The following is a 22,528-nucleotide window of genomic DNA, read 5'->3' on the forward strand; positions in this document are numbered from 1 at the left end:
TAGTGCTAACATTATCTTGGGGTCAGAGCCGGGACAAGAAGATAAGCCATCTTTCTGCATCACATTTTACTTTTTACAATTTGCCGGTAGCGCATCCCGACGGTACCGCCTGCCTTATACTATTGAACTAACTGCCTGATATCCAACCGCTCTAACACGGCATCCACAACCCATACAGGATGGTTGGGGCCAATTAAATCGTTAAGATCAGGAGGCAGCAGTATTCCCTGATTTTGGTGATTTTTCTTGAAGACTACTGTTAGTGTTTTACCTCTGACCATACTCACATTAACCACAAAAACAGTACTAAACACCGCCTCTCTCCACGTCTTCTTATACAGGCTTTTGGATAAGCCCCCATAATAAACAAAGAAGCTGCCTCAATTACTTTTGAGCTTCTTAATTTTTATCAAAAAATAATAGATCAATCTCTTAACGAGTGAATTCGCTTTATACTTACTCTATAGTGAAAGCCGTTTAATCTTTTTACTGTATTTTTTAACCCGACCTTGCTAAAAAAGGGAATATGAGGTCTATCGTCTCCCCTTTTGCTTATTATTGCGATTACAATTTCATAACTCCGCTCATTTATTGTGGCTGTCCTGGCTAGCTTCCATTCATCTTGAAGCTTATCGTTTAATTTTCTTCTGAAATCCTTGTCCATTGAAAAGTATTCACCAGAGTTCATGGCCTGCATAAACAAATGGCTGAGGACAGAAGAAGCTGCAGCATGTTTTACGTGTACTATCTTCCTACCTTTAGAGTACAAATCGCAAAACTCAATCTTGTTACTTCCCCCACCATGCATAACGGGATCTTGATCCATAAGCAACAGGCTATCATCCGCTTCCGCAACAGCAGTATTGTATGCTCCTTCATCATCATGATCGTAATCTGGCAAGCCAATTTCCGACACCGGTATATTGTCGTAATACCTGTTAACCTTTTCCACAAAATCATTGTTTATTTCATACCAGTTTCCATTGTTAAGAACATACTCTCTTTCGTTATGAGTTACTTCTCCGTAAAGACACTTATATGCGTTCCATGATCCAACCTGATTTTCCCCGGACGCGGACTGAGCTAAAACTGTGAACCCCTTTATATCCGAAATTCCAGCCACCTCTCCTACTTGGTCTCTGAACATTTCAATGTACAAATCATCCAACGGTTCTTCCTGACCAGGTAAATAATAAAATCCCTCAAGATCATTCCAGTTTACAAGGTCAGGAGCAGCCATCCATAGTTTAGTAAATTCCGATTCATTAAACTGTTGAATCAAAACGTCCTCCAGCTCACCTATTAAGACCGGATTTTTGATATGTTGAATTTGATCGATCCAGTCAAAATGCTCCTTATAATCTTCACTCAAATATTGTCGGTAACACAAAGTTAATGCGTCGGATAGGTTGTCAACATTAATCCTCGCAGATAAAGAGAATGGATCGTCACCAGTAATTGTCTTACCAAAACCAAGTATTTTAGATTTACCGGTTATTGCTCTAACTAAATCTTGTTCGATATCAATGCCGAAGTCTTTAGCTTCGCTACTTTTGCTTAGCTGTTCTTTACTGACTTTACCGTTTCCGCCAATAGTACTCTTTTCGATGCTCTTAATACTTTTTTCATCAACAGAATTCAATGTTACTTTCAATCCAAAATTTTCCTCAATAGCTTCTGTATTGAGCATGTGACGACCTGTTCCAAACGTCAGCGCAAAATGTACCCGCCGTCCCTCATATTCAATACTGGTAACAAAAACACCTTTTGCGTTAGCCATAAAAAGTGCTAACCCAGTTAATCGGTCACCAAAAAATTTGGTCATCCATGCAGGCGGGCGAACTCTGGAATCTACCGAATAAAAACGACCGACTTCTCCAATTACAACTGGGTCTGCAGGATGCTTCACAATCCTGACGGGGTCCTCGTAACCCTCTTTAACGAGGTACACTGTGAGCTTATTAGTCTTAATCATAAAAATGATAATTTTAGCTAATTATGACTGGCATCGAAATCAATAGCACCACCCGCACGCCAGTCGGTCGCATATTTTACCGTAACCTGGTATATCCGTGTACTACAGTTATCCAGTCCGCGGCACGACTTTTCCTTATAATAGTGCTTGTAGCCTGGGTCTTTGCAGACGTACACATCTTTATTTAGGGATGCGCATAGCCATGCAACGACCACCAGCTTAAAGACCAGTGATTGCATATACAATTGTTTAGTAATCGTGGACTATAGGAATTTGAAAACGTATTGCATAGGATGGTAAGAAGGTCTGGACGGGATCATACTAAGGATAACACCAAAATAGAAAACATAAATTGTAACTACAATAGGCAGTTGTAGCTTTAACATTTAAACTTATCATTAGTCTGTGCTGATGGCTATTTGTTACACATTATACTTCGCTTTTTTTCAAAGACAGCATAACCGGTATCCTTTAACCGCAGGCCTATGGTCGTAAAAGACTGGTAAGGAGGTTAATTACAATGCCAGCCGGTGGTACCAGGTCAAATTTTCAGCCGCACATAGCCAGCCCTGTCAGCCCCAGATGGAACAACTGACAACTATACCTATTAATAAAAAAGCTTGCACTGTTTATGGTTGAAGCGCTGGTCTCATCCGTTTCATAAGATTACGCCGTTGGCGAGAGAATGCAATTATGTCATGAAACCATTTACCAGACTGCATTACAGGAAGTATGAATGATAAATATCGGTTATTCTTCTAACTTTTCGCATTAAATAAATCGTCCACTGCCATGAGAAAACCAACCAGAACAGCTATACTGATCGCTTCCCAAACGCCAAAAGGCAGGCGCCTTGAAGGTATTGGCTATGATGCCAGAAGAATGAAGCGTTTGTTACTGTCGCCATTTGGCGGTGCATGGTACCCTCACGAAATCAAAGTACTCACTAACCCAACGCGCAAAATATTCTCCCGCCAACATTGTAATTTTGTTAGCAATGTCGCTACTATTAGATGTATCAAATTGGAGCTATGGAAGGATATACTTATAAAACTGCCTTAAACAACTGGATAAAAGGTAAAAACTCAATTATTGTCTGCTTCCTGGCCATACTCATTTTCATTCTAATAGGCTTTTGGGCGCCAGACTCGTTTGATATTCTTACCATAGAAACCGACAATCTTCACGATTTACTTAGCGATACGTTGGGTACGTTTACAGGCGTTGGCGGGATATTCTTTGCCATTTCTGCCATTATTTTATCCATCTTACAAATAGCCAATAGAAAAATTGACATTACAGAATTAGCCTTTAGAAATTCATATTTTGCTCCTGCTTTCTATTTTGGTCTAATAAACATCAGCATCCTTACTATTCTAAATCTTTTCATACCTCAAGGGCACATTAATAACTCTCCATTTTTGCTTACAAGACTAATAGTAATCGAATCATATTTACTCATCCTTTTTTGCTTATTGATCGGTATTGTATTTTATAAAGTATTCATGTACCTTAATTTTTCCGTCATAACCCGAGAATATATAGAGGATGTACTGTTTTTAGCACAAGCGGAAATGCAGGAAAAAATGAGCAAAAAACAGGTGCAAAAACTAAGCAACAAAGGAAAGGAAATCTATCAGGAAATTAGAATAGCCATTGAAAGAGAAGATTCAATTTTAAGCCAAGAGTTTTTGTCATGCCTAAACACCGTAATCGAACTCAATTCCACATCCAATATCGTTTCAGACATTACACTTGAGCTACGTCGATGGTTTAAGGAAAGCAGCAAGATGCCAGATGGAAGGGTGCTACTTCAGCTTTTCGTTTTCTGGAGAAGAATAATGAGCTTCCTTGCAGACAGTAAACAGAACCCCGGGCGAATGTACTTTTCAAATCAAACAGCCTATATTTATCGAGAATTTAGGCAAGAAGAAATTCGATTCAATGTCGCCCAAGCTTTCGCAATAAGGTTAAAGGAAATGATCGTTACGAAATCTGCTGTAAATAACCCGAACAATAGCGCCGAACTTGAATCCGCATTTTCCTCCATAGATTTTCTGTTTATAGAGTTCAATGCGCTGCTAAAAGAAATCATGGATCACAAAGATTCCATTAACCTTGATTACGGGCTAAATCAACTCAAACAGTTACACACTTTTAACCTCTTTCAACAATACCCACAATTTGAATCAGAAATTGACGAAAAAGAATTGCAGCAAGAGAGCACAATTTCGAGAGATTCGCTCATCTCAATGAAACAGCGTTTTTACAGTAAACTGAACTTAATTCCAATTGGTTTACTCGCGTACATCATTTTCAGAAAATACTACCTCAATACAAAGGATATAATTGAAGATACAACTTCAACGCAATTATTGGAAACCACTGAATTCTTTGGCAACGACGAGTTGTATGAAACATTATTGACATACTTTGGAACTGAATTATTGGACTTTGATTATAGATACTGGCTTTTGAACTTAGAAGAGCGAAAAGATGGTGTTGCCTATACAGTTCCAACCCAAAGCGATATGTTTGCAGCATTATTTGCTTACCTTCTTCTCATCAAACATCAACAGGTGCAGCAACCCACTGATAAGATTTTACATAATCCCATCTTTAGGCATCTTCTTGATCGAACAAAGGAAATAATAACCCGCATTGGTGAGACGTATGAATGTTGGGGCACACAACTCAAAATTACAGATGTTGCAACCTTTAATAAAACAATCGCAGATACACTGGAACAAATAACCGACTTTTCTAAAACAAGAGAGCGAGCTACTGAAAGAGCACAAGCAAGCAAGCCGCTATTAGAAGAAAAAGTCGAATCCTTCAGGCAAAGTATGGGAGCTCAGTGGCGAAAAGAGGACAACCTGCAAAAGCTCTTTAGTCACTATACATCTATAAAGGTCAATCCTACTAAAGAATTGGTAAGGGTAGGCGTATTTGCAAACGCTCAAAATTTCAAACCATATTTTCTCCAGGACCACCAAATCCATCATGCAAATTTAGATTATGGCAAAATGGTTTTACGCAACAAAGAACAATTGCTCGGAAAACGCCTATTGGAGGCAAGAGGAATTTTTAGTCAAGATGTAACCAGTACTGTTGACGGACTCTCACATGCATTAACCAAACTTAGAGGGAAACGCTACAATCCTTCTGTGATAATTTCCACCAGCAAATCATTCTATTTGTACGAAATTGAGTTGCTTAAATCGGGAAAGTATGCACGCACATCTACCAGCACTCCTAATCAATGGCCATTTTTGTTTCTCGGACTTTTTGAAGATTCCATTCCTATCGTTCGACTCAGGGCCCCAGAGTTCCCTGATAAACTAATCATATTGGATTTGGAAAAGGCAATATCATTGGAGCAAAGGCAAAAAGACGAGTGGATTGATAAACGACTTCATGTGTCAGTGTCTGCTATTGATGAACATAAAGCGGAAGAGTTATTGAATAAATCTAAGAATTTAGAGTCAAATTTATCCAAACAGGAGGCTATCATTAAGCTGATGAATGGTGTCTTAATAGACATTGAGGAAATTTGTGATTTTTCGGTTATTGATGAAAAAGCCATCGAGATCATAACTTTGCCCACCTTGACCGCCGGCAAGTAGTCACTTAAAGTAGACCAAGAGCTTAATTAAATACTTTTAGGATTAAGCATGTAATTATCTACATTGAGAGCTTTGGCAATTTTTATAAGGACATTGGCTGTAAGCAAGGGTAATTGACCGATTTTCGAGTAGATGTAAAACATAATGGTTAAGGTGGGGATAGAGTTTTGAGTCCGTTGCATAAGGGTATTTTCCAATAGGAAGGGACTTATCATATGGCTATCGCCCCATATCGTCCGTTCTTTTCTATCTTTGAATACACCTAAATTATGAAGATGGAGCAGTACAAAAACTTTCACGTCGAATTCTGGACAAAAGGCTTCTTTCCTCTTGCTTTCTTCAAAGGACTTCTTGAAAAGGTACTGGAAGGAACCGCCCTCCGCTACTTTTTTGTGGAGGATAAGCACCTACCTTACTTTGTCCGACTCAAGACGAGCGCACAACTATCCATCGGCCTAACATCACAGTATTACACAGATTTCATTATCAATGGAGATGCAGAAACCCTATACGACCTAATATTAAAGGGGCTACAACCGATCACCGACTTCGTAGCCAGAATGGACGCGGACAGAAAGGCCGATTGGATCAATTTAAGGGATAATAAATACGAGTTTATATATGAATGCTCTGACAAGCTACCCTTGCATTTCTCATTTAAAAGCAATTGGAGTGAAACATTAGAAAAAGAAGCCTACGACCGGATGATCGCATATATTCACAGCTATGAAAACAAAGACGAAAAAGTACATACAGAAATTCAGGGGACCCCGTCAGATAAAGATCAAATACGGTTTTTCTTATACGACACAGGAACTAGCGGATGGATGATTCAGGACCTCCTTTCCGATATCACCCTCAATATCAGTACAGGGTACCAAAAGGCCAAAAAGGATGGCCGTGTTGCAAAGCCGGACATTTTAATAAATGAGGATAAATTCAACGAACACTTCGTTTTTGACCAGCAATGGGTTTTAACGCTTGATAAATTTCAGGTAATCATGGCAAGACCAAACGATGTTGCCCTGTACCTTAACCTCATGGACAGAAACCTCGCAAAAGCCAGGCCTTTTCTGGAAGATGCAATAAAGAGACGTAACAAGAACCCTTTCTATAACATGATGTTGGATGAAGAAAGCACCAGCCTATTTTATGATTACTTCGAAAATATTATATCCGCCGTTACTTATTCATACACCGCAATTGAAACACTCGCTAACATCTGTATTGAGGAAAACTACGAGCACACTAAGAAAGAGAAGGGAGTTACTACAATCTATGACAAGGAGGGAATTGAACGTTTTTTTAAACTCCGAGACAAATTCAAAGTCATCATCCGGGCAATCTTAACGACGCCAGACCCATCTGCCGAAAAGTGGTGGCAGGACTTTATCTTACTGGAAGATATCCGCGACAAGATCATTCATACCAAGCAATCCAGTTCGCAAGAGCGGTACTCCATGCTTCTGTCTCCGAAAATCTTTACCATCATCGAAGTCAGCAAAACCATCCTAAAGTATTACGGTAATTACATCAAAGCCAATTTACGACATATCCTTGCCGACTTTCCATTCGGATATGGTTTCGACAATACGGTTCCAGCTTTTATGACTAATACCGAATACTGGAAAAGCAAAAGGCGTATGCACGGAATACCCGAACTTCCTGATGACCAGTGATCATGAGTTTCTATTGCATTAGGTATTATAGCTCTCCAGTTTATAGATTGTATTTGTGTCCAGGAACATTTTAATCTTATCTAAATCAATAGCGGATCTGTCCGAAAACTGTCCCCTGTAGTTCCTTAAGGTTTAGCATTACGACCTGTTATTAGCATTTATCACATACTTAAGCCGCTGAATCTCCATTAAATCATCCAAATTATTGGTTCGAAATTGGTCCAGTCTTCCCGACCAACTTTTGAAACCCGCTCTGGTAGCGGGTTTCTTGTTTTAAGGATTCGAATCCTGTGAAGTTCAATTAGTATTGTTACAAACCGGCAAACACGTCACCCTATATATTTGGCAAGATCGAGCTCGAATGCGAGCCCTTGCCAAATATGATTACCGGCTTCGAACTTTCTACGGTTCTCTCTGGCGATCTTTCGGAATAGATGGAGAGCGGCGCGATCATCAATGTCGAACGTATCCTGATCGAGGTGTTCGCGCAAAAGTTCGCAACGGAAGGCGCGAACGGTGTTGGGTTCTGAGAAGGCGACATTCATCTCGGCATTTCCAAAGAGTGAAAACCGGTGCAGGTTGCACGAGCCGACGGTAGCCCATTCATCATCAATCAACATGAGTTTGGCGTGTACATAGATTGATTTGCGACGTCCATCACTACCGATGCCTGCAATACCCGCCAACATGAAGCTCTCGAAAGTCCCAAGCTCTGCCCGGGCTTTGAGAAGCGCTTGCCGCTCCGGCGGGATCTGCAAACTGAGGTCCGGCTCAGAAGGCATCAGCAAAACCACATCTACGCCGCGCTTGAGCGCCCGATGCAGACAATCTACGATTTCAGGCACATCAACATACTGGTTTTCTATATAGATTGAGCGGCGCGCAGCATTGATGGCCGCACAATACTGATCGAAGTTTGATTGCTCACCTGAAGCTATATCGTATAATATTCCTCCAGGCGTTGCTTGCCCGTCGAGATAGCATCCCCGATGCATGGTTCGTTGTATCTGTACGACTGCATTACCTCGCTCAGCGGGAACCTGGGCTGGAAACTGCAGGTTGGCTTCGCTCCCAATTCCCCAACGGCCATGCTCTGTCAATCGCTCACTCGCTTCGTTCCAGCGCTGCACGAAGTTGTGGTGAACGTCGACCACCGAGGGACCTGCCAGCTCGACGTAAACGTCGTGATTATGCCCTTCACCGCTATGACCAGGCATAACCATGGAATGGGGATTGAGATTGATCCCCCCAATGAAGGCTGTTTCATTATCGGCGCCGGCATCAATCAGCCAGCTTTTCTGATGTTGGCAGAAGCCCGGATGAGCGCGGTCCCAGCGGATTTTCACGCCAGACCGGCGCCTGTTGAGTAAATCAATATGGACCGCAGACCCCCAGAACGCGTTGCGCCTGAACCGCTCGGTATTCGCGTCCGGCCGCCAAAAAATGACCCGCACATCGATGCCGCGGGCAGCAGCACGATCAAGAACATCGAATGTGTCCCCCCGGCCCCCCGGCCACTCAAAATCTGCCCACATGAAAGTCACCGTCACCCAGACGCTCTGCCGGGCAGCCTCGATTGCCTCACAGATGCGCCGGAACGCCGGTTCCCCGTCAATTAACGGCCGTACCAAATTCCCAGGACGAATAGGATAGGAAGCTGATTGCACAAAGGAAATAACGGTGTTCGTCATCAGCGCAATATCCACAAATTGCATCATTCACCTATTGAAATACCGGCGTTTTTTTGCAGGCAGTTGCCAAACCGGCTGCACCATAAAGGGTTGACTAAAGAGTCTTCAAGTTGTTGGATTTGAAGGCTCTTGTAATTCGAAATATGATCAAACCCATCCTCTTTGATTCAGTTAAATAATCCATAAAATCCAGATCCTGGCGGTCAAATTTATCTTACAAAAAATATAAGCCCTATTTTGAAAGCTAATCCTCCGGCATGTTTAAAAACTACATTACTACCGCCTGGCGCAATATTACCAGGTATAAGATGTTTGCTGCTATCAATGTTTTTGGGCTTTCCCTGGGTATTAGCGCCTGCCTGGTTATTTTCCTCATCACCAGGTTTGAATTAAGTTTCGACAACTATCATCCCGGAAAAGAAAGAATCTTCAGGATCGTTAGTGACATGTATTCGTCAAAGTTTGGAGAAGATCATGGCAGCAGCATCCCTACCCCTGCTCCATTTGCCATACGGAGTGAGATCGCCGGCCTTGAAACGGTAGCTGTATTTCATGATTACGTTGCAACGGTAACCATACCCGATAATGGGCTGCCTGTAAAAAAGTTCGCAAAGCCCCAACATGGAGAAGAGCAAAATTCGGATATTGTAGTTACCGAACCACAATACTTCGACATTTTTCACTATGACTGGCTCGCCGGCAATCCGGCTGCTTTAAAAGAACCTTATACAGTGGTGCTTACCGAAAGTAAAGCCCGGCAGTATTTTGGGGAACATACGCCAGGTGAAATCCTGAATAAAACAATTATTTATAACGATTCAATAAATGTTAGAATAGCCGGCATTGTAAAAGATCCCGGCAAAAACACTGATTTCTTTTTCAGGGATTTTATTTCCTTTACTACACTCAAAAAAGACGTTGCTTTTGAATCCTGGAATGATGTTCATACGAACGAGCAGGTATTTGTTAAGCTGGCCAACAACGTTCCACCAGCTCAAATCAATGCCAAGCTGGCAAACCTTGTAAACAGGCATTATAAAGAAACAAAAGACAACAAAAGAACCTGGCTGTTACAGCCTTTGTCAACGATTCATTTTGATGCAAGGTACAGCGATGCATATAGCAAGAAAGTGCATTTGCCAACCCTGTATGGCTTAATGGCCATAGCTTTGTTTATTCTTGTCCTTGCTGTTATTAATTTCATTACGCTATCCACTGCACAATCTATTGACAGGGCAAAGGAAACCGGTATCCGTAAGATCTGTGGAAGTACAGTCACCGGACTTGTTGTAAGGTTTCTGGGAGAAACTTTTATATTGACCGGGTTAGCGATTGCCTTGGCAGTTGCAGGCATATATCCCCTTTTAGCTGCTTTTAAGTCTTTTATACCGGAAGGCGTTACCTTTTCTTTTTTTCGTTTATCAACCTGGCTGTTTTTATTAGCGGTTGGCCTGTTCACTGCCCTGCTGGCCGGTATATACCCTGCGAAGGTTTTGTCTTCTTCAAAGCCTGCCATCAACCTGAAAGGTTCCGGAATGCAGCAATGGAACCGGCGTGGTTATTTTATTAAAGGGTTGATTGTATTTCAGTTTACGATTTCCATGGTGTTTATTATAGGAACCCTGGTAACCGGCAACCAGATGAAATATATGCTGAACAAAGACCTTGGCTTTACCAAAGACGCTATCATTAGCATACAAACGAATCTCGATTATGCGGCTGATAAAAAAGAGGTGCTGGCAGAAAAGATCAGACAATTACCAGCCGTTGAGTCGGTAAGCCTAAGCGAAGGAACCCCTCTTGCAAAGCTGCATTTTTTTAATCCCCTGATATATAAAGGAGGCAAAGAAGAAAAGGGCGCGGCTGGTATACTGGAATGGGGCGATGAGCATTTTTTGCCATTGTATGATATAAAAATAATCGCTGGCCGTAATATTCAGCCATGCGATTCAATAAAAGAATTCCTGGTAAATGAAAGTGGTATAAAAGCATTAGGTTTTACAAAGCCGGAAGATGCAGTGGGCAAAATGGTGGAAACAATAGTTCCTCCAAGTACTCCTGGTCCTCCTGTTGGTTTTGTAAAACGCCCCATTGTTGGCGTAATGGCTGACTTTCATTCACAATCTTTACATGAGTCTGTAAAGCCGGTTATTTTTACTACCTCCAGAGAGTTTACAAGACTCATAAATATAAAGTTACAAACCAGCGGAAAACAGTTGAGCCATTTTAAAGCTGCTATTTCAACAATTGAAAAGTGCTGGAAAGAAGTTTATCCCGACGATCCGTTTAATTATACTTTTTTTGATGAAACGATTGCTAAATTTTATGAAAAGGAAAAGCAAACTGCCAGGCTGATGAACATCGCCATGGTGGTTTCCATTTGTATTTCCTGCCTGGGTCTGTTTGGACTGGCCGCGCTTACTGCCCGGCGGCGCACCAAAGAAATAGGTATCCGGAAAGTGCTGGGAGCAGGAATTGGACAAATTGTTTTCATACTCAGTAAGGACACCATTAAACTGCTATTGATAGCTATGGTAATTGCCTCGCCGATTGCCTGGTATGGGATGAATCAGTGGCTGAATGGTTTTGCTTTTCGAATTACTATAAACTGGTGGATATTCGTACTGGCCGGTGCTATTGCTATTTTCATTGCGTTCAGTACAGTAAGCTATCAATCGATCAAAGCGGCTTTAGCCAACCCGGTCGCAGCTTTACGAAGCGAATAGTATGCGCAAAAGCTAAGGGGACTGAGCAAAGCGATTTCGTAAGAAGTCGCTTTTATGTTTTAGAACCCTCAGATCGTGGGAAGTTTTTTAGCTACCGGGGCTATCAATGGCACTTAACACCTCATCTGGTGTCCACACAGTTAATTCACTGTTCTTATAATCTTTCACATTCCTTGTCACAATACCGGTAATCTTCTTATTGGATGTAGCTGTATAGTATTGAATAGAATCTTCGAAATCTTTGAAATCGCTGTTCAAAGACTTCGAAATTATTTGCTTTGTCACATCTAATGTTTCTGTTAGCTCTTCAAGATCACGAAGCAAGGAAATCATCTCTTTATGGGAACAAGTTTTCTTTATGATGTAATAAATATTCGAGTAGGATAATGCAGAAATGAATAGATTAAGCTTTCCCTTTTCCGCATAGTCAAAAAGCCGTGAAGAAGCCTCCGAAAAAGGTTGCCTGTTTGCCAGAACATCTATTATAATGTTTGTGTCAATGAATAGATTTCTCATTTGCCGTGCTTTTTCTGAATACCCTCCTGCAATGCTTGCTTATAGTTAAAATCCTTTGGAAGTTTGACTGCTCCTACTAATCTCTTGACGCGGGGAGATAGTTCTTCGGATGAGGAGTCTTTGCTTGCCAATGTCTTTAAATAGTTCTCGACCAGATCTGAAAGACTTCTACCCTTTTTTTGGGCATAAGATTTTGCAGTCCGAATGACGTCTTGCTCTATTGTTAAGGTTAATTTAGTTGTCATACTACACGTGTTTTATTAAATCAAATATACGTGTAATAAATGTTTTCTGCAATTTTGGGGGTTGATAATTTACCGTGAGTAAATCAGTGAGTACGGCCTTGACCTTTCAAATAAACAAATGACTATCATCAACTTATAAAGAAATCTCGAATCCTGTCTTCCCGACTGAAATTTAAAAGAGCCTTCAAGTCGTTGGATTTGAAGGCTCTTTTTGGGTTCGAAATATGGCAGGCATTTCTAATCCACCCACACCTTACTCTCTATATTTTCACCTTTGATAATTTTCCTGAAAAAATCAGCAATTTTTGGCACCGTAAAACCGGGAGCATATAAATCGGGGCCATGGCCGCCACCGGTTTTTAATCTTAACCAGAACGGTTTGTTGGCTGCATAAAGTCTGCGGCTAAGGCAGGCCGAACCATATTCCATCTGGTAGTTAGGACAATTGTTTGAGTATCCAAAATCATAAGGAACCACATTGTCGCTGGTGCCATGAAAGGAGATCATAGGAACGGCAGCAGAAGAAGTAATCAGGGTTGAATCAGGCAAGGCGCCCCACATATTGACAATACCTTTAATAACAAATGCGGTAGTAAGCAGGTTGCCGCTGGTATTTACCGGGCCAAGCGCTACATATTCTTGTGCGGCTATTTGCTGTGCCACCGGATTGGTAATATACGTGGTCATTAACGATGTGCCGGCACCGGCGCTGCCACCGCCAATAAACACATAGTTTTCGTCAATGGCATATTCACCGGCTTTTGAAACCAGGAAACGTAGCGCCGCATTAGCGTCCTGGATGGCTCTATAAGCAGCCAGCCTTTTATTCAGCGTATCGCCACTGCAGCTACTGGTTCCGGTTCTCCATCCTAACCGGTAGTTAATACTTGCCACCACAAACCCCGAATCGGCCAGAGCGCTGCAAATCGTTTTCGTATCGGCTTTATCGCCCTGAATAAAGCCGCCACCATGTGTGAATAATACCAGCGGGTATTTATGAGCCGTAGTAGCCACGGGAGGGAAATAAATATCCAAAAGCAATTGTGTTTGAACGCCGCCGCTGTCAGGAGCTACGCCATATTGAATGTTTTGCAAATCGGTTAATGATGTTGAAGCACCATCGTTTTCTGTCTTGTCGCAGGAAATAAGGAAAACGGGAATTAATGAAAGAAGCGTGTAAAAAACCTTTTTCATAAGGGTGGAATTTAATATTATCAGAAACTCAGACTTGCGAATAATCTAAATGTTTAAAATACCAGCATATTTTATTGCCACAGGCCGGGAGACTTTGATTTCGCAAGGAGTCGTTTTTTGTTTTTGTACCTCCATCCTTTTACATCATACTTACTTTTTACGATTTTGCCCGGTAGCACATCCCGACTTTAGGGGCGGAAGAGTCGCAGGTTCGAATCCAGTCATCCCGGCTGAAATTTACGAGGCCCTTCAAGTCATTGGATCTGAAGGGCCTTTTAGGTTCGAAATATTGCTACAAAACGCTACTTTTGGATCCTATTGAAAAGTTGAGGAATTGAGGGAAAACAATTTTTTTGCAGGATTTAAAAAGGAGTTGCAGGCTGCAATGATTTATTGTTTTATAAACTCCACTCTCCTGTTATTCGCTTTACCCGCAGGGGTATCATTTTTGTCTATCGGTTCGCTTTCGCCCTTTCCATCGGTTTCCATCCGGCTTTCATCAACGTTGAATTCTTTTGCCAATGTGGCTTTCACGGCAGCCGCTCTGCGTTTGGATAAATCGAGGTTGCTGTCGTCATTGCCATCAGCATCAGTATGTCCAATAATTTTTACTTTCAGATCAGAATATTCTGTCAGTACATTAGCCATTTCTTTTAGGGTTCCATAAGATTCCGGCTTTATTTTATCACTATTCACGTCAAATAAAATTCCATGGGTGACCCATTTTTTTTGAGTGAGCATTTTATTTCGGGTATCAGGTGCTCCAACTGCCAGGCGGAGATTGCCAATGAAATGTTTTACCACTTCTTCAGCATAGACAACAGAAAAGACAATTGAATTGAATTGGGCATCTTTAGCGGATGCTTTAGGTATGTCCCATATTTTTTGCTCGTTTACATAAACCCTTACTCTTTCCTTTTGTCTCCAGATAGAGATATGCACCGGATTGTTTTTATCATTCAGATTGGGGGCATCAGACACGTTTTGAACATCGGATGAAGCCTTCTTTCTTCCAAGGAACCTCGTTATTCCTGCTTCGGTTCCTGTATTAGCCGTGCTCAATTCAACTGTAAACTGGTTGGAGGCATTGGCCCAATATTGAGGCTGATCAATATTGGACAGTTCAGCAATGGCAACGGTAAAATTTGCCCCATTGATTGGTATGCCATGAAGCAGATCAAATTCAAATGTAAAATCTTCAGGAAAAGGTCCCGGGAATTCAGGTGTAAAAATGCCGCGCTTTGTAAGCCATAACCAGCGCCCTGGTTTGCCTTCTATAGTTACAATTTCAGCCGATGCATCGGTATTCCACCCTGTTGGAAAATCACCTATGATGCCGGTGGAAAAATCTTCAAAACCGATCACTTTTTCTCCCGGTATAAAATCGTATTTACTATACGTTTTGAATGAAGCCGGTTGATTTGTATTAGTAACCGGCGTATCAATTGTGTCTTTGGCTTCCTTGTTATTTTTGTCCTCTTTTCCTTTTGTGGCATTATCTATCTTCTTGTCAACTTTTTCTTTTGCTTTATCCAGTATTTTTTTAGGAAACTGGGCTTGTGTTACAGCAACAACAACAACAAAGCCGATGAGCAACAGTATATTTTTCATACAGAAGCATTTTTCAGGCCAGAATAAATTTTTACACAGCGGAGGGTTGATGACTACTTAGGGCATGTCAATAGGATAAAATCAAAAGAATTGGGTATAACGGAAGGTAAGTGCTTATTCGCTGCCTGGGTGCGGGTTATGGATAAGAAGTTATTCATAATATGCCGGCGTACGGCGACATGAATGATCAACAGGCAATTTGTTCATAAAGTTAAAATTATTCTCTTAATGCCGGACTTTTTTCTTGTCTCTGGCCAGTGGTGGTCATTGCTGGCTGACTTCGGCTCATTTAACGAACAGGTTAGAGATTCGTCCAGTTGTCCCGGCTGAAACAACAACAAGCCTTAGGTGACAACTATAGGGCAACATTAGCAGGCTTTGATTTTGACAATTCAGGATAGTAATATGCAAATGTCAACCGCTCCGAGATATGAGAAAAAATCTACTTTGAACTACCTGGCAGCGGGAAAGCATACTTCCACATGAAACATATAAAAACACGCCTCCAACAAGGAGAAACCCTCAATGGGTGCTGGTTGAATCTTGGCAGCTCCGTAACGGCAGAGATCGTCGGACTGTCCGGGTTCGATTGGGTACTGATCGACCTTGAACATGGAGCAGGAGCGGAAAAGGATGTACTGCACCAGTTGCAGGCCCTCGAACATACCCCTGCGGCAGCCATCGTAAGGACCGAAAGCGCCCAGCGGCAAAGGATACACCGGGTACTGGATATGGGAGCCGAAGGGATTATGTGCCCCCGCGTTACCAATGCAGCAGAGGCCAAAGCAATCGCCAGTGACCTGCATTACCCTCCGCAGGGAAGCAGGGGGATCGCTAAGATGGTCCGCGCTACCGGTTTTGGCCAACACTTTTCCGAGTATTATAAACAGGAAAGAGAAAATATCCTGGGCATTGTACAAATCGAAACCACCGAAGTATTGAACCATCTTGATGAAATAGCGTCGTTAGACGGTATTGATGTATTGTTCATCGGCCCTTCGGACCTTTCCATGGCATTGGGGGTCTTCGGCCAGTTTGATCATCCGCTTTTTAAAGAGGCGCTTACAGCCACCCTGCATGCCGCCCAAAAGGCCGGCAAGGCGACAGGCATATTGTTGCCCCACCCGGATGATTTTACAAAGTATCATGACATGGGGATGCACCTGATCGCGAGCGGTGCGGATGGAACTTTTGTGGCAGAGGGCGCCAGGAACATGGCCAATAAATTAAAGGACGCCAGGGGCGGCGCTAAAACCAGCAAGCCATGAGCCTATCCTCGCTTGTTACTGACCCTCTCTTTATAATGGCTATCGGTATTATCGTGGTGGTAGGTGGTATCATAGGCCTGAAACTGCACCCTTTTCTGGCACTCCTGCTGGGCGCCCTGGTGGTAGCGATCATGACCCCGGCCGCAGTGATTGAACGCGATGCGCTGGCCAAAGGGGCAACAGCCGCCGCAGCCCGTCAGTTGGCCGGCAGAAGCATCGGGGAAAGAATAGCGCATGAGTTTGGTAATACCTGCGGCAAGCTGGGTATTCTTATTGCCATGGCTGCCATTATCGGGAAGTGTATGCTGGAAAGCGGCGCTGCAGAAAAGATCGTACGTTCCTTGTTAAAGCTCACGGGTATCGACAAAGCGCCGATAGCCTTCCTGGCCGGCAGCTTTTTTATCGGCATCCCGGTTTTTTTTGATACGGTGCTCTTCCTGATGATCCCCCTGGCCAAAGCAATGACGATGCGGATAGGCAAGAACTACCTGCTGTTTGTGCTGGCCATTATGGCCGGAGCCTCCATGGCCAACTCATTGGTCCCTCCCGCTCCAGGCCCCTTGTTCCTGGTGAGTGAAATGCATATACCCATAGGCATGATGATGGTGGGCGGTTTTTTACTGGGGCTCGTCACCATTTCTGCTGGCTATCTTTTTGCGCGTTATGCCAACAGGAAGATGCCGATACCATTAAGGGATTCATTGGATGCACGCCTGGAAGACATCAAATCCGCCTCTTTAAAAGAGGATACTCAGCTTCCTCCCTTATGGCTCTCGCTGCTGCCTGTGGTGCTCCCGCTGGTATTCATCTGCACCAAGACAGCCCTGACTTCTTTTCCCTCTTTCCATGCACCCGATAATCCGTCGTTCCTGCATGGCCAATTGATCCAGTTACTGGAGTTTTTCGGCGATAAGTATATCGCGCTGGCGGCCGGTGGCCTGGCGGCTTTGCTCCTGCTGGCCAGGCAAAAGAAAACAAGCAAGGAAGGAATGACTGCTTTTGTGCAGACAGCATTGATGAGCGGAGGAGCTATTATCCTGATCACAGCGGCGGGAGGTACTTTTGGCGGCATGCTCCAGCAAAGCGGGATCAGTACAAGGATTGCGGACCTGACAAAACACTACCAAATGGCCTTGATCCCGCTGGCATTTCTTATTGCCACTGTAGTCCGTACTGCACAGGGATCGGCTACCGTAGCAGTCATTACATCGGCAGGTATACTATCGGGCATGGCTACTCATGGACACCTGGCCTATCATCCCCTGTATCTGGGCCTGGCCATCGGTTGCGGGTCGAAGCTGGTACCCTGGATGAATGACGCCGGTTTCTGGCTCGTTTGTAAGCTCAGCAACCTCACCGAAAGGGAAGCGTTGAAAACGATTGCGCCCATGCAGACCGTCATGGGTATTGCCGGACTTATCACTATTCTTATTGCGGCCAGGCTTTTGCCTTTGCTATGAAAAGCATCACCATTTTTAAAATGATATAATTATTGTTCAACTATGGAAAAGATAGGATTTATCGGGTTAGGGATTATGGGCAGGCCTATGGCATTGCACTTATTGAAAGCAGGCTATACTATATCCGTACTCGAAAAGAATAAAGCTTCGCAAGAACTTGTTGCCGCCGGCGCTCAATCATTTGCTACTCCCGCAGCAATAGCCCAAAACAGTGATGTGGTCATCACGATGCTGCCTGATTCGCCGGAAGTAGTAACGATCGTTTCAGGGCAAGATGGCTTATTGGAAGGGATCCGGCAGGGAGCGCTTTTTATTGATATGTCGACCATCGCTCCTGCAACCTCGAAAAACATATACGAATGGATGCAACAGAAAGGAGCAGAAGCCCTCGACGCACCCGTATCGGGCGGACAGTCAGGCGCTGAAGCAGCAACGCTTTCTATTATGGCAGGTGGAACTGAGCAAGCCTTTCAGCGGGCGCTGCCTTTGTTTCAGGCGATGGGTAAGAATATTGTTCATATCGGCGAACCCGGCGCCGGGCAAATGACAAAAGCCTGTAACCAGATGATCGTGGGCATGACGATACAGGCCGTGGCAGAAGCCTTTACGCTGGCTCAAAAGGCCGGTGTAGACCTGGCAAAGATGCGGGAAGTTTTATTGGGAGGTTTTGCTCAAAGCAAGATCCTTGACTTGCATGGGAAAAGGATCATCGAGCGGAATTTTTCACCAGGATTTAAAATAAAGCTGCATAGAAAAGATATGAATATTGCATTGCAGGCCGGCAGGGAATTCTCGGTCCCGCTGTATGGCACCGCACAGGTAGCCGCGCATATGGATGCCTTGCTGGCACAGGGAAAAGGAGAGCTTGACCATAGTGCGATCGCTTTATTGATAGAGCAGCTTTCTAATCAACAATAATTTACCCCAATGAAAAACGCTATACTCCGGGATAAGACAGGTCCGTTGATCAAAGAAATGATCATCACCCCCATCGCTATTGTTGACCCACCCTTATTAAATGCCGCCGGCTTGCACGCCCCTTATGCACTCCGTACGATCGTAGAATTAATTACAACTGATAATATTTCCGGCATCAGTGAGATCCCGGGGAATATCGCCATTGATGCAGCCCTCGAATCGGCCAGGGAGTTGCTGATAGGAAAGGACCCGTTTCAACTGAATGCTATCCGGTATACGCTGGAAAATGCTTTTGGCAAAGAAACTGCCGCCGAGCGCGGCGACGCTCCCTGGGACCAGCGAAAGCTGGTGCATATTTTCAGCGCCATAGAAGTGGCCTGCATGGATATTATCGGTAAAGTGACAGGACTACCGGTGGTAGATATCCTGGGAGGAAAGATGCGGGACCGGGTACCTTTTTCCGCCTACCTTTTTTATAAGTACGAGGGAGCCGGCGGGGAATGGGGATTTGGCCTGGACCCAACTGCCACCGGATGGTCTGCTGCCCGCCAGGCAAAAGCGCTGGACCCTGCCGGGATTGTGGAACAGGCAAGGGCCATGTGTAAGGAATTCGGGTTTCAATCCATTAAACTGAAAGGCGGCGTCTTCGAGCCACGGGCAGAGGTAGACGCTATCATCGCACTGCGCGAAGCTTTCGGGCCCGGTGTTCCTTTACGTATTGATCCCAATGCTTTATGGAAAGTGGAAACGGCCATTGAATATGGCCGGGAAATGGAAGGGTTGCTCGAATACCTGGAAGACCCGGTAAGAGGACAGGAGAATATGGCAAAAGTGAGGAAGTCGCTGAATACGCCTTTGGCTACCAATATGTGCACGACCTCTTTCGAAGACATACCTACCAGTATTTCCCTTGGTGCAGAAGATATCATTTTGAGCGATCATCATTTTTGGGGAGGATTGCGTGCGTCCCTGGAACTTTCCAGGGTTTGTGACATTTTTGGAAGGGGGCTTTCCATGCACTCCAATAGTCATTTGGGTATATCCCTTGCCGCTATGGTGCATTTAGGCGCGGCTTTACCCCGGCTCCCTTATGCTTTGGACACCCATTATCCCTGGCAATCTGATGAAGTGATAGCAGGAGGACGGTTCAAGTTTGAGGAAGGAGCAGTTGCAGTACCCCGTGAGCCTGGATTGGGCGTAGAGCTGGACAGGGCATCGTTGGCCAGGTTGCACCAGAACTACCTGGATTGCGGCCTGACAAAGCGCGATGACCAGGTAGAAATGCAAAAAGTGGTTCCGGGTTGGGAGTTTAAAGCGGTACGCTGGTGATGTGGCAAAAGGCTGCTTCCTACGGTTAGCCAATAAAATATAATTCCCAGTAGCCAAATAATACGAGCAGAATACTATAGCTAATGACATTGATCAAATATAAGAACAGGTAAAATCTGTTCCATGGTCGTTGCCGGATATTCCTAACTGCAAAAACCACAATAGGAATAAACAGCAGGAGCAATGCGTTGGGAAAATAAGCAGCCAGATTGAGCAGCGGGTTTCCCTCCTCCTTATAAGGTGTATCAAAATAGAAGATAACCTTGTTAGTTAATAAATGCTGCAAATAGTACGCTAATGCAAGGTTAATGATAACCAACATTCCCCCAGTAAGGAAATGCCTGGGCCAAAGGCCCTTATGGCGCTTCAATTTGTATTCCCATGCATAGTAAACCAGAAAGAAGGGTAATGTAAGCAGAAAAATATATGTTATCAGGTTGAGAGATAGTTTTACACCACTGCTGTTAAAAGGTGTTTTATATTGAGTAAACCGGATATATTCAGCGTTTGGAGGGAAAAGTGAAGCCATAAGCATCCCGTGATCTCCCTTAGCAAGTTCCTGTTGTAAATTAAATGAGACACGATGCTGAAAATTATGATAGAAATACAGGTGTATTAGTCCCTGACTCAAATCATAAATGGAAGTATAGGTAGTGCCATCTCCAATTTTTGACCTGCATTCATGCATGGTATCCATGACTGATACACAAAAATGAAGGCTGGTATCTACTTTATTTTGCAAGAAGGCTCTCCCTTTCCTGTAACGGCCAATTTGCACATCATCCAGATCAGGGGTAAGGGAAGGGCAGAAATTGGACAACACATATTTTTGTTCATGACCAAGTATAGTGGTGTCTACTTCTACCACAAGGTAATCTCCCTGTTTGTCAACAAACAATAACATGCTATAATTGAAAACGCTTCTGTCATACTGATTTACAAGATCCCTGACTTCCTGAACAGTGGCGCAGCGCTGCAGGATAGTTTTTAGAAAGTTGCCGGGATTCTCTATTTTCATTCGTCCCGCCACAGGCTTCAAGGCCCTGGGATATACCGTAAAGCCATCGAATGCAAGGCCAGCTTCATTAAGTCCACCCTGCGGGAAACCATCTTCATGTCCTATATACATTGCGCCGTGGTAGCCATTTTTACCTGTTTCAAACCAAATCTTTGAGTTCGTCCGCCAGGCATCTTCATTGTTCCCAACCATCGTCTTTCCATTGATCGTAATCTTGAACATACTGCACGGACTGGCCTGATCTGCTACCAATAATAATGAGAGGATAAGCAGGCATAAAATGCTGTACTTTTTCATGAATATTTGGTTTATATGATCAACCGTAGCTGACCTGGATTCTATTCCCGATTTAAAACCTGTTAACCGACGCGCTGCCGCTTTTGGTGCTGCTGATTTTGGCTGTTCCGGTATAACGCAGGCCTGCTGAACCATGCAAGGTGGCATTCACCTGATCACTGGCATTAACCGAAGCGTGACCAGAACCTGAAATATGCACCCTGGCATTTTCTGTAACCAGTTGCGCCGCAGAAAAATTTGCGGAGCCCGATAACCTGACCCTGGCCTCGGTAGCTGTGCCGGCCAGTTTGATCTTGCCGGAGCCGGAAATGCGGCTGGTTAGTTTTTTGGTGCTCACATTTCCCGACAGGTCAGCAGAACCCCGAAGCCTTATAGCCAGGGAATTGGTGGCAATAGCATCCGTGAAAATAACGTTGCCGGAACCGGAAACAGTAATACTGTTCACATCGCGGACGGTAATATAAACCGTTACTTCTTCTTTAGGGGTATTCCACTGGTCCTTCCTTCTAAACCAGCGCTTCGGACCCCATGACCAACTGTAGTATTTGTTACAGACTTTTAGTGTATGACCGTCTACGCTAGAAACGGTACGACCAATGGCCTCCGGCGACGCCAGCAATTTTACAGATTCCACGTCGCCCTGGGTGATGTACACTTTGAAAGGTCCCTGTATTTTAATACGATCAAAGCCGGAAAGATGGCGGTCCACAGTATCGGTCAGGTTTGATTGCGCCGCGGCCATGCCGGTGCCCATCAAGAAGAGCACTGCAAATAAGAAGGCAGTTAATGTTTTCATACAGGGTTATCGACCAAGCTTGTGCCAGCTTAATGAACAATGTAAATGAGGTAATTACATCATACCTGAAGGTTAGATATGTTCGTTTACAATACATTGACTGTTCGTTTTTGATTGGTCCCTACTTTATATCAACAAAGTCCCCTTCAGACCGGTGGATCTGAAGGGGGCTTTGGGTT

The 22,528-nt window shown here is 43.8% G+C and carries 16 protein-coding genes; 7 read left to right on the top strand and 9 right to left on the bottom strand.

Annotated features, from left to right (window positions below):
• Positions 1-424: 424 nt before the first annotated feature.
• The gene (locus HB364_RS31690; protein WP_167292468.1) at positions 425-1,975 is read right to left on the bottom strand and encodes a DUF6119 family protein; all 1,551 of its coding nucleotides are present in this window, start codon (positions 1,973-1,975) and stop codon (positions 425-427) included.
• 17 nt (positions 1,976-1,992) lie between these two features.
• Positions 1,993-2,214, bottom strand: coding sequence for a hypothetical protein (locus tag HB364_RS31695; protein WP_167292469.1), 222 nt, complete (start codon positions 2,212-2,214; stop codon positions 1,993-1,995).
• A 792-nt stretch (positions 2,215-3,006) separates the two neighbouring features.
• On the opposite strand from HB364_RS31695, the gene HB364_RS31700 reads away from it, so the two are divergent.
• Positions 3,007-5,601: a hypothetical protein gene (locus HB364_RS31700; protein WP_167292470.1), complete on the top strand. Its 2,595-nt coding sequence runs from the start codon at positions 3,007-3,009 to the stop codon at positions 5,599-5,601.
• Positions 5,602-5,876: 275 nt separating this feature from the next.
• Complete coding sequence (locus HB364_RS31705) at positions 5,877-7,280, top strand: hypothetical protein (RefSeq protein ID WP_167292471.1); 1,404 nt, start codon at positions 5,877-5,879, stop codon at positions 7,278-7,280.
• Between the two features lie 329 nt (positions 7,281-7,609).
• On the opposite strand, the gene HB364_RS31710 is transcribed toward HB364_RS31705, so the two are convergent.
• Positions 7,610-8,995 (bottom strand): phospholipase D-like domain-containing protein, encoded by a 1,386-nt coding sequence (locus HB364_RS31710; protein ID WP_167292472.1) that lies wholly within the window; start codon positions 8,993-8,995, stop codon positions 7,610-7,612.
• Positions 8,996-9,228: 233 nt separating this feature from the next.
• On the opposite strand from HB364_RS31710, the gene HB364_RS31715 reads away from it, so the two are divergent.
• Positions 9,229-11,697 (top strand): ABC transporter permease, encoded by a 2,469-nt coding sequence (locus tag HB364_RS31715; RefSeq protein WP_167292473.1) that lies wholly within the window; start codon positions 9,229-9,231, stop codon positions 11,695-11,697.
• A gap of 87 nt (positions 11,698-11,784) precedes the next feature.
• Here the strand turns inward: HB364_RS31715 and HB364_RS31720 are convergent, their stop codons facing one another.
• From HB364_RS31720 to HB364_RS31735, 4 genes are all read right to left on the bottom strand, one after another.
• The gene (locus HB364_RS31720; protein WP_167292474.1) at positions 11,785-12,213 is read right to left on the bottom strand and encodes a type II toxin-antitoxin system VapC family toxin; all 429 of its coding nucleotides are present in this window, start codon (positions 12,211-12,213) and stop codon (positions 11,785-11,787) included.
• On the bottom strand, positions 12,210-12,458 hold the full coding sequence (locus tag HB364_RS31725; protein WP_167292475.1) for a DUF6364 family protein: 249 nt from the start codon (positions 12,456-12,458) through the stop codon (positions 12,210-12,212). Before HB364_RS31725 ends, HB364_RS31720 begins: the two co-directional genes overlap by 4 nt.
• 237 nt (positions 12,459-12,695) lie before the next feature.
• The gene (locus HB364_RS31730; protein ID WP_167292476.1) at positions 12,696-13,652 is read right to left on the bottom strand and encodes an alpha/beta hydrolase; all 957 of its coding nucleotides are present in this window, start codon (positions 13,650-13,652) and stop codon (positions 12,696-12,698) included.
• A 390-nt stretch (positions 13,653-14,042) separates the two neighbouring features.
• Positions 14,043-15,263 (bottom strand): OmpA family protein, encoded by a 1,221-nt coding sequence (locus tag HB364_RS31735; protein ID WP_167292477.1) that lies wholly within the window; start codon positions 15,261-15,263, stop codon positions 14,043-14,045.
• A gap of 482 nt (positions 15,264-15,745) precedes the next feature.
• On the opposite strand from HB364_RS31735, the gene HB364_RS31740 reads away from it, so the two are divergent.
• From HB364_RS31740 to HB364_RS31755, 4 genes are read left to right on the top strand one after another with little or no spacing between them, the layout of a single operon-like run.
• On the top strand, positions 15,746-16,531 hold the full coding sequence (locus HB364_RS31740) for an HpcH/HpaI aldolase family protein (RefSeq protein ID WP_167292478.1): 786 nt from the start codon (positions 15,746-15,748) through the stop codon (positions 16,529-16,531).
• Complete coding sequence (locus HB364_RS31745; RefSeq protein WP_167292479.1) at positions 16,528-17,991, top strand: GntP family permease; 1,464 nt, start codon at positions 16,528-16,530, stop codon at positions 17,989-17,991. Before HB364_RS31740 ends, HB364_RS31745 begins: the two co-directional genes overlap by 4 nt.
• Before the next feature lie 42 nt (positions 17,992-18,033).
• The gene (locus HB364_RS31750; RefSeq protein ID WP_167292480.1) at positions 18,034-18,909 is read left to right on the top strand and encodes a 2-hydroxy-3-oxopropionate reductase; all 876 of its coding nucleotides are present in this window, start codon (positions 18,034-18,036) and stop codon (positions 18,907-18,909) included.
• Positions 18,910-18,918: 9 nt separating this feature from the next.
• Positions 18,919-20,238, top strand: a complete 1,320-nt coding sequence (locus tag HB364_RS31755) for an enolase C-terminal domain-like protein (RefSeq protein WP_167292481.1) — start codon at positions 18,919-18,921, stop codon at positions 20,236-20,238.
• Positions 20,239-20,263: 25 nt separating this feature from the next.
• Here the strand turns inward: HB364_RS31755 and HB364_RS31760 are convergent, their stop codons facing one another.
• Positions 20,264-21,553, bottom strand: a complete 1,290-nt coding sequence (locus HB364_RS31760) for a C45 family peptidase (protein ID WP_167292482.1) — start codon at positions 21,551-21,553, stop codon at positions 20,264-20,266.
• Between the two features lie 52 nt (positions 21,554-21,605).
• Entirely contained in the window at positions 21,606-22,349 is a 744-nt protein-coding gene (locus tag HB364_RS31765; protein ID WP_167292483.1) for a head GIN domain-containing protein, read from the bottom strand.
• Between the last annotated feature and the right edge of the window lie 179 nt (positions 22,350-22,528).

The sequence above is a fragment of the Paraflavitalea devenefica genome (genome assembly GCF_011759375.1).
Taxonomy (GTDB): Bacteria; Bacteroidota; Bacteroidia; order Chitinophagales; family Chitinophagaceae; genus Paraflavitalea; species Paraflavitalea devenefica.

What these genes read in the sequence shown, in the direction of transcription:
- HB364_RS31760 (WP_167292482.1), bottom strand. Translation starts at nt 21,553, where the DNA reads ATGAAAAAGTACAGCATTTTATGCCTGCTTATCCTCTCATTATTATTG.
- HB364_RS31710 (WP_167292472.1), bottom strand. Translation starts at nt 8,995, where the DNA reads ATGCAATTTGTGGATATTGCGCTGATGACGAACACCGTTATTTCCTTT.
- HB364_RS31695 (WP_167292469.1), bottom strand. Translation starts at nt 2,214, where the DNA reads ATGCAATCACTGGTCTTTAAGCTGGTGGTCGTTGCATGGCTATGCGCA.
- HB364_RS31755 (WP_167292481.1), top strand. Translation starts at nt 18,919, where the DNA reads ATGAAAAACGCTATACTCCGGGATAAGACAGGTCCGTTGATCAAAGAA.
- HB364_RS31705 (WP_167292471.1), top strand. Translation starts at nt 5,877, where the DNA reads ATGGAGCAGTACAAAAACTTTCACGTCGAATTCTGGACAAAAGGCTTC.
- HB364_RS31730 (WP_167292476.1), bottom strand. Translation starts at nt 13,652, where the DNA reads ATGAAAAAGGTTTTTTACACGCTTCTTTCATTAATTCCCGTTTTCCTT.
- HB364_RS31735 (WP_167292477.1), bottom strand. Translation starts at nt 15,263, where the DNA reads ATGAAAAATATACTGTTGCTCATCGGCTTTGTTGTTGTTGTTGCTGTA.
- HB364_RS31750 (WP_167292480.1), top strand. Translation starts at nt 18,034, where the DNA reads ATGGAAAAGATAGGATTTATCGGGTTAGGGATTATGGGCAGGCCTATG.
- HB364_RS31765 (WP_167292483.1), bottom strand. Translation starts at nt 22,349, where the DNA reads ATGAAAACATTAACTGCCTTCTTATTTGCAGTGCTCTTCTTGATGGGC.
- HB364_RS31700 (WP_167292470.1), top strand. Translation starts at nt 3,007, where the DNA reads ATGGAAGGATATACTTATAAAACTGCCTTAAACAACTGGATAAAAGGT.
- HB364_RS31740 (WP_167292478.1), top strand. Translation starts at nt 15,746, where the DNA reads ATGAAACATATAAAAACACGCCTCCAACAAGGAGAAACCCTCAATGGG.
- HB364_RS31720 (WP_167292474.1), bottom strand. Translation starts at nt 12,213, where the DNA reads ATGAGAAATCTATTCATTGACACAAACATTATAATAGATGTTCTGGCA.
- HB364_RS31745 (WP_167292479.1), top strand. Translation starts at nt 16,528, where the DNA reads ATGAGCCTATCCTCGCTTGTTACTGACCCTCTCTTTATAATGGCTATC.
- HB364_RS31690 (WP_167292468.1), bottom strand. Translation starts at nt 1,975, where the DNA reads ATGATTAAGACTAATAAGCTCACAGTGTACCTCGTTAAAGAGGGTTAC.
- HB364_RS31715 (WP_167292473.1), top strand. Translation starts at nt 9,229, where the DNA reads ATGTTTAAAAACTACATTACTACCGCCTGGCGCAATATTACCAGGTAT.
- HB364_RS31725 (WP_167292475.1), bottom strand. Translation starts at nt 12,458, where the DNA reads ATGACAACTAAATTAACCTTAACAATAGAGCAAGACGTCATTCGGACT.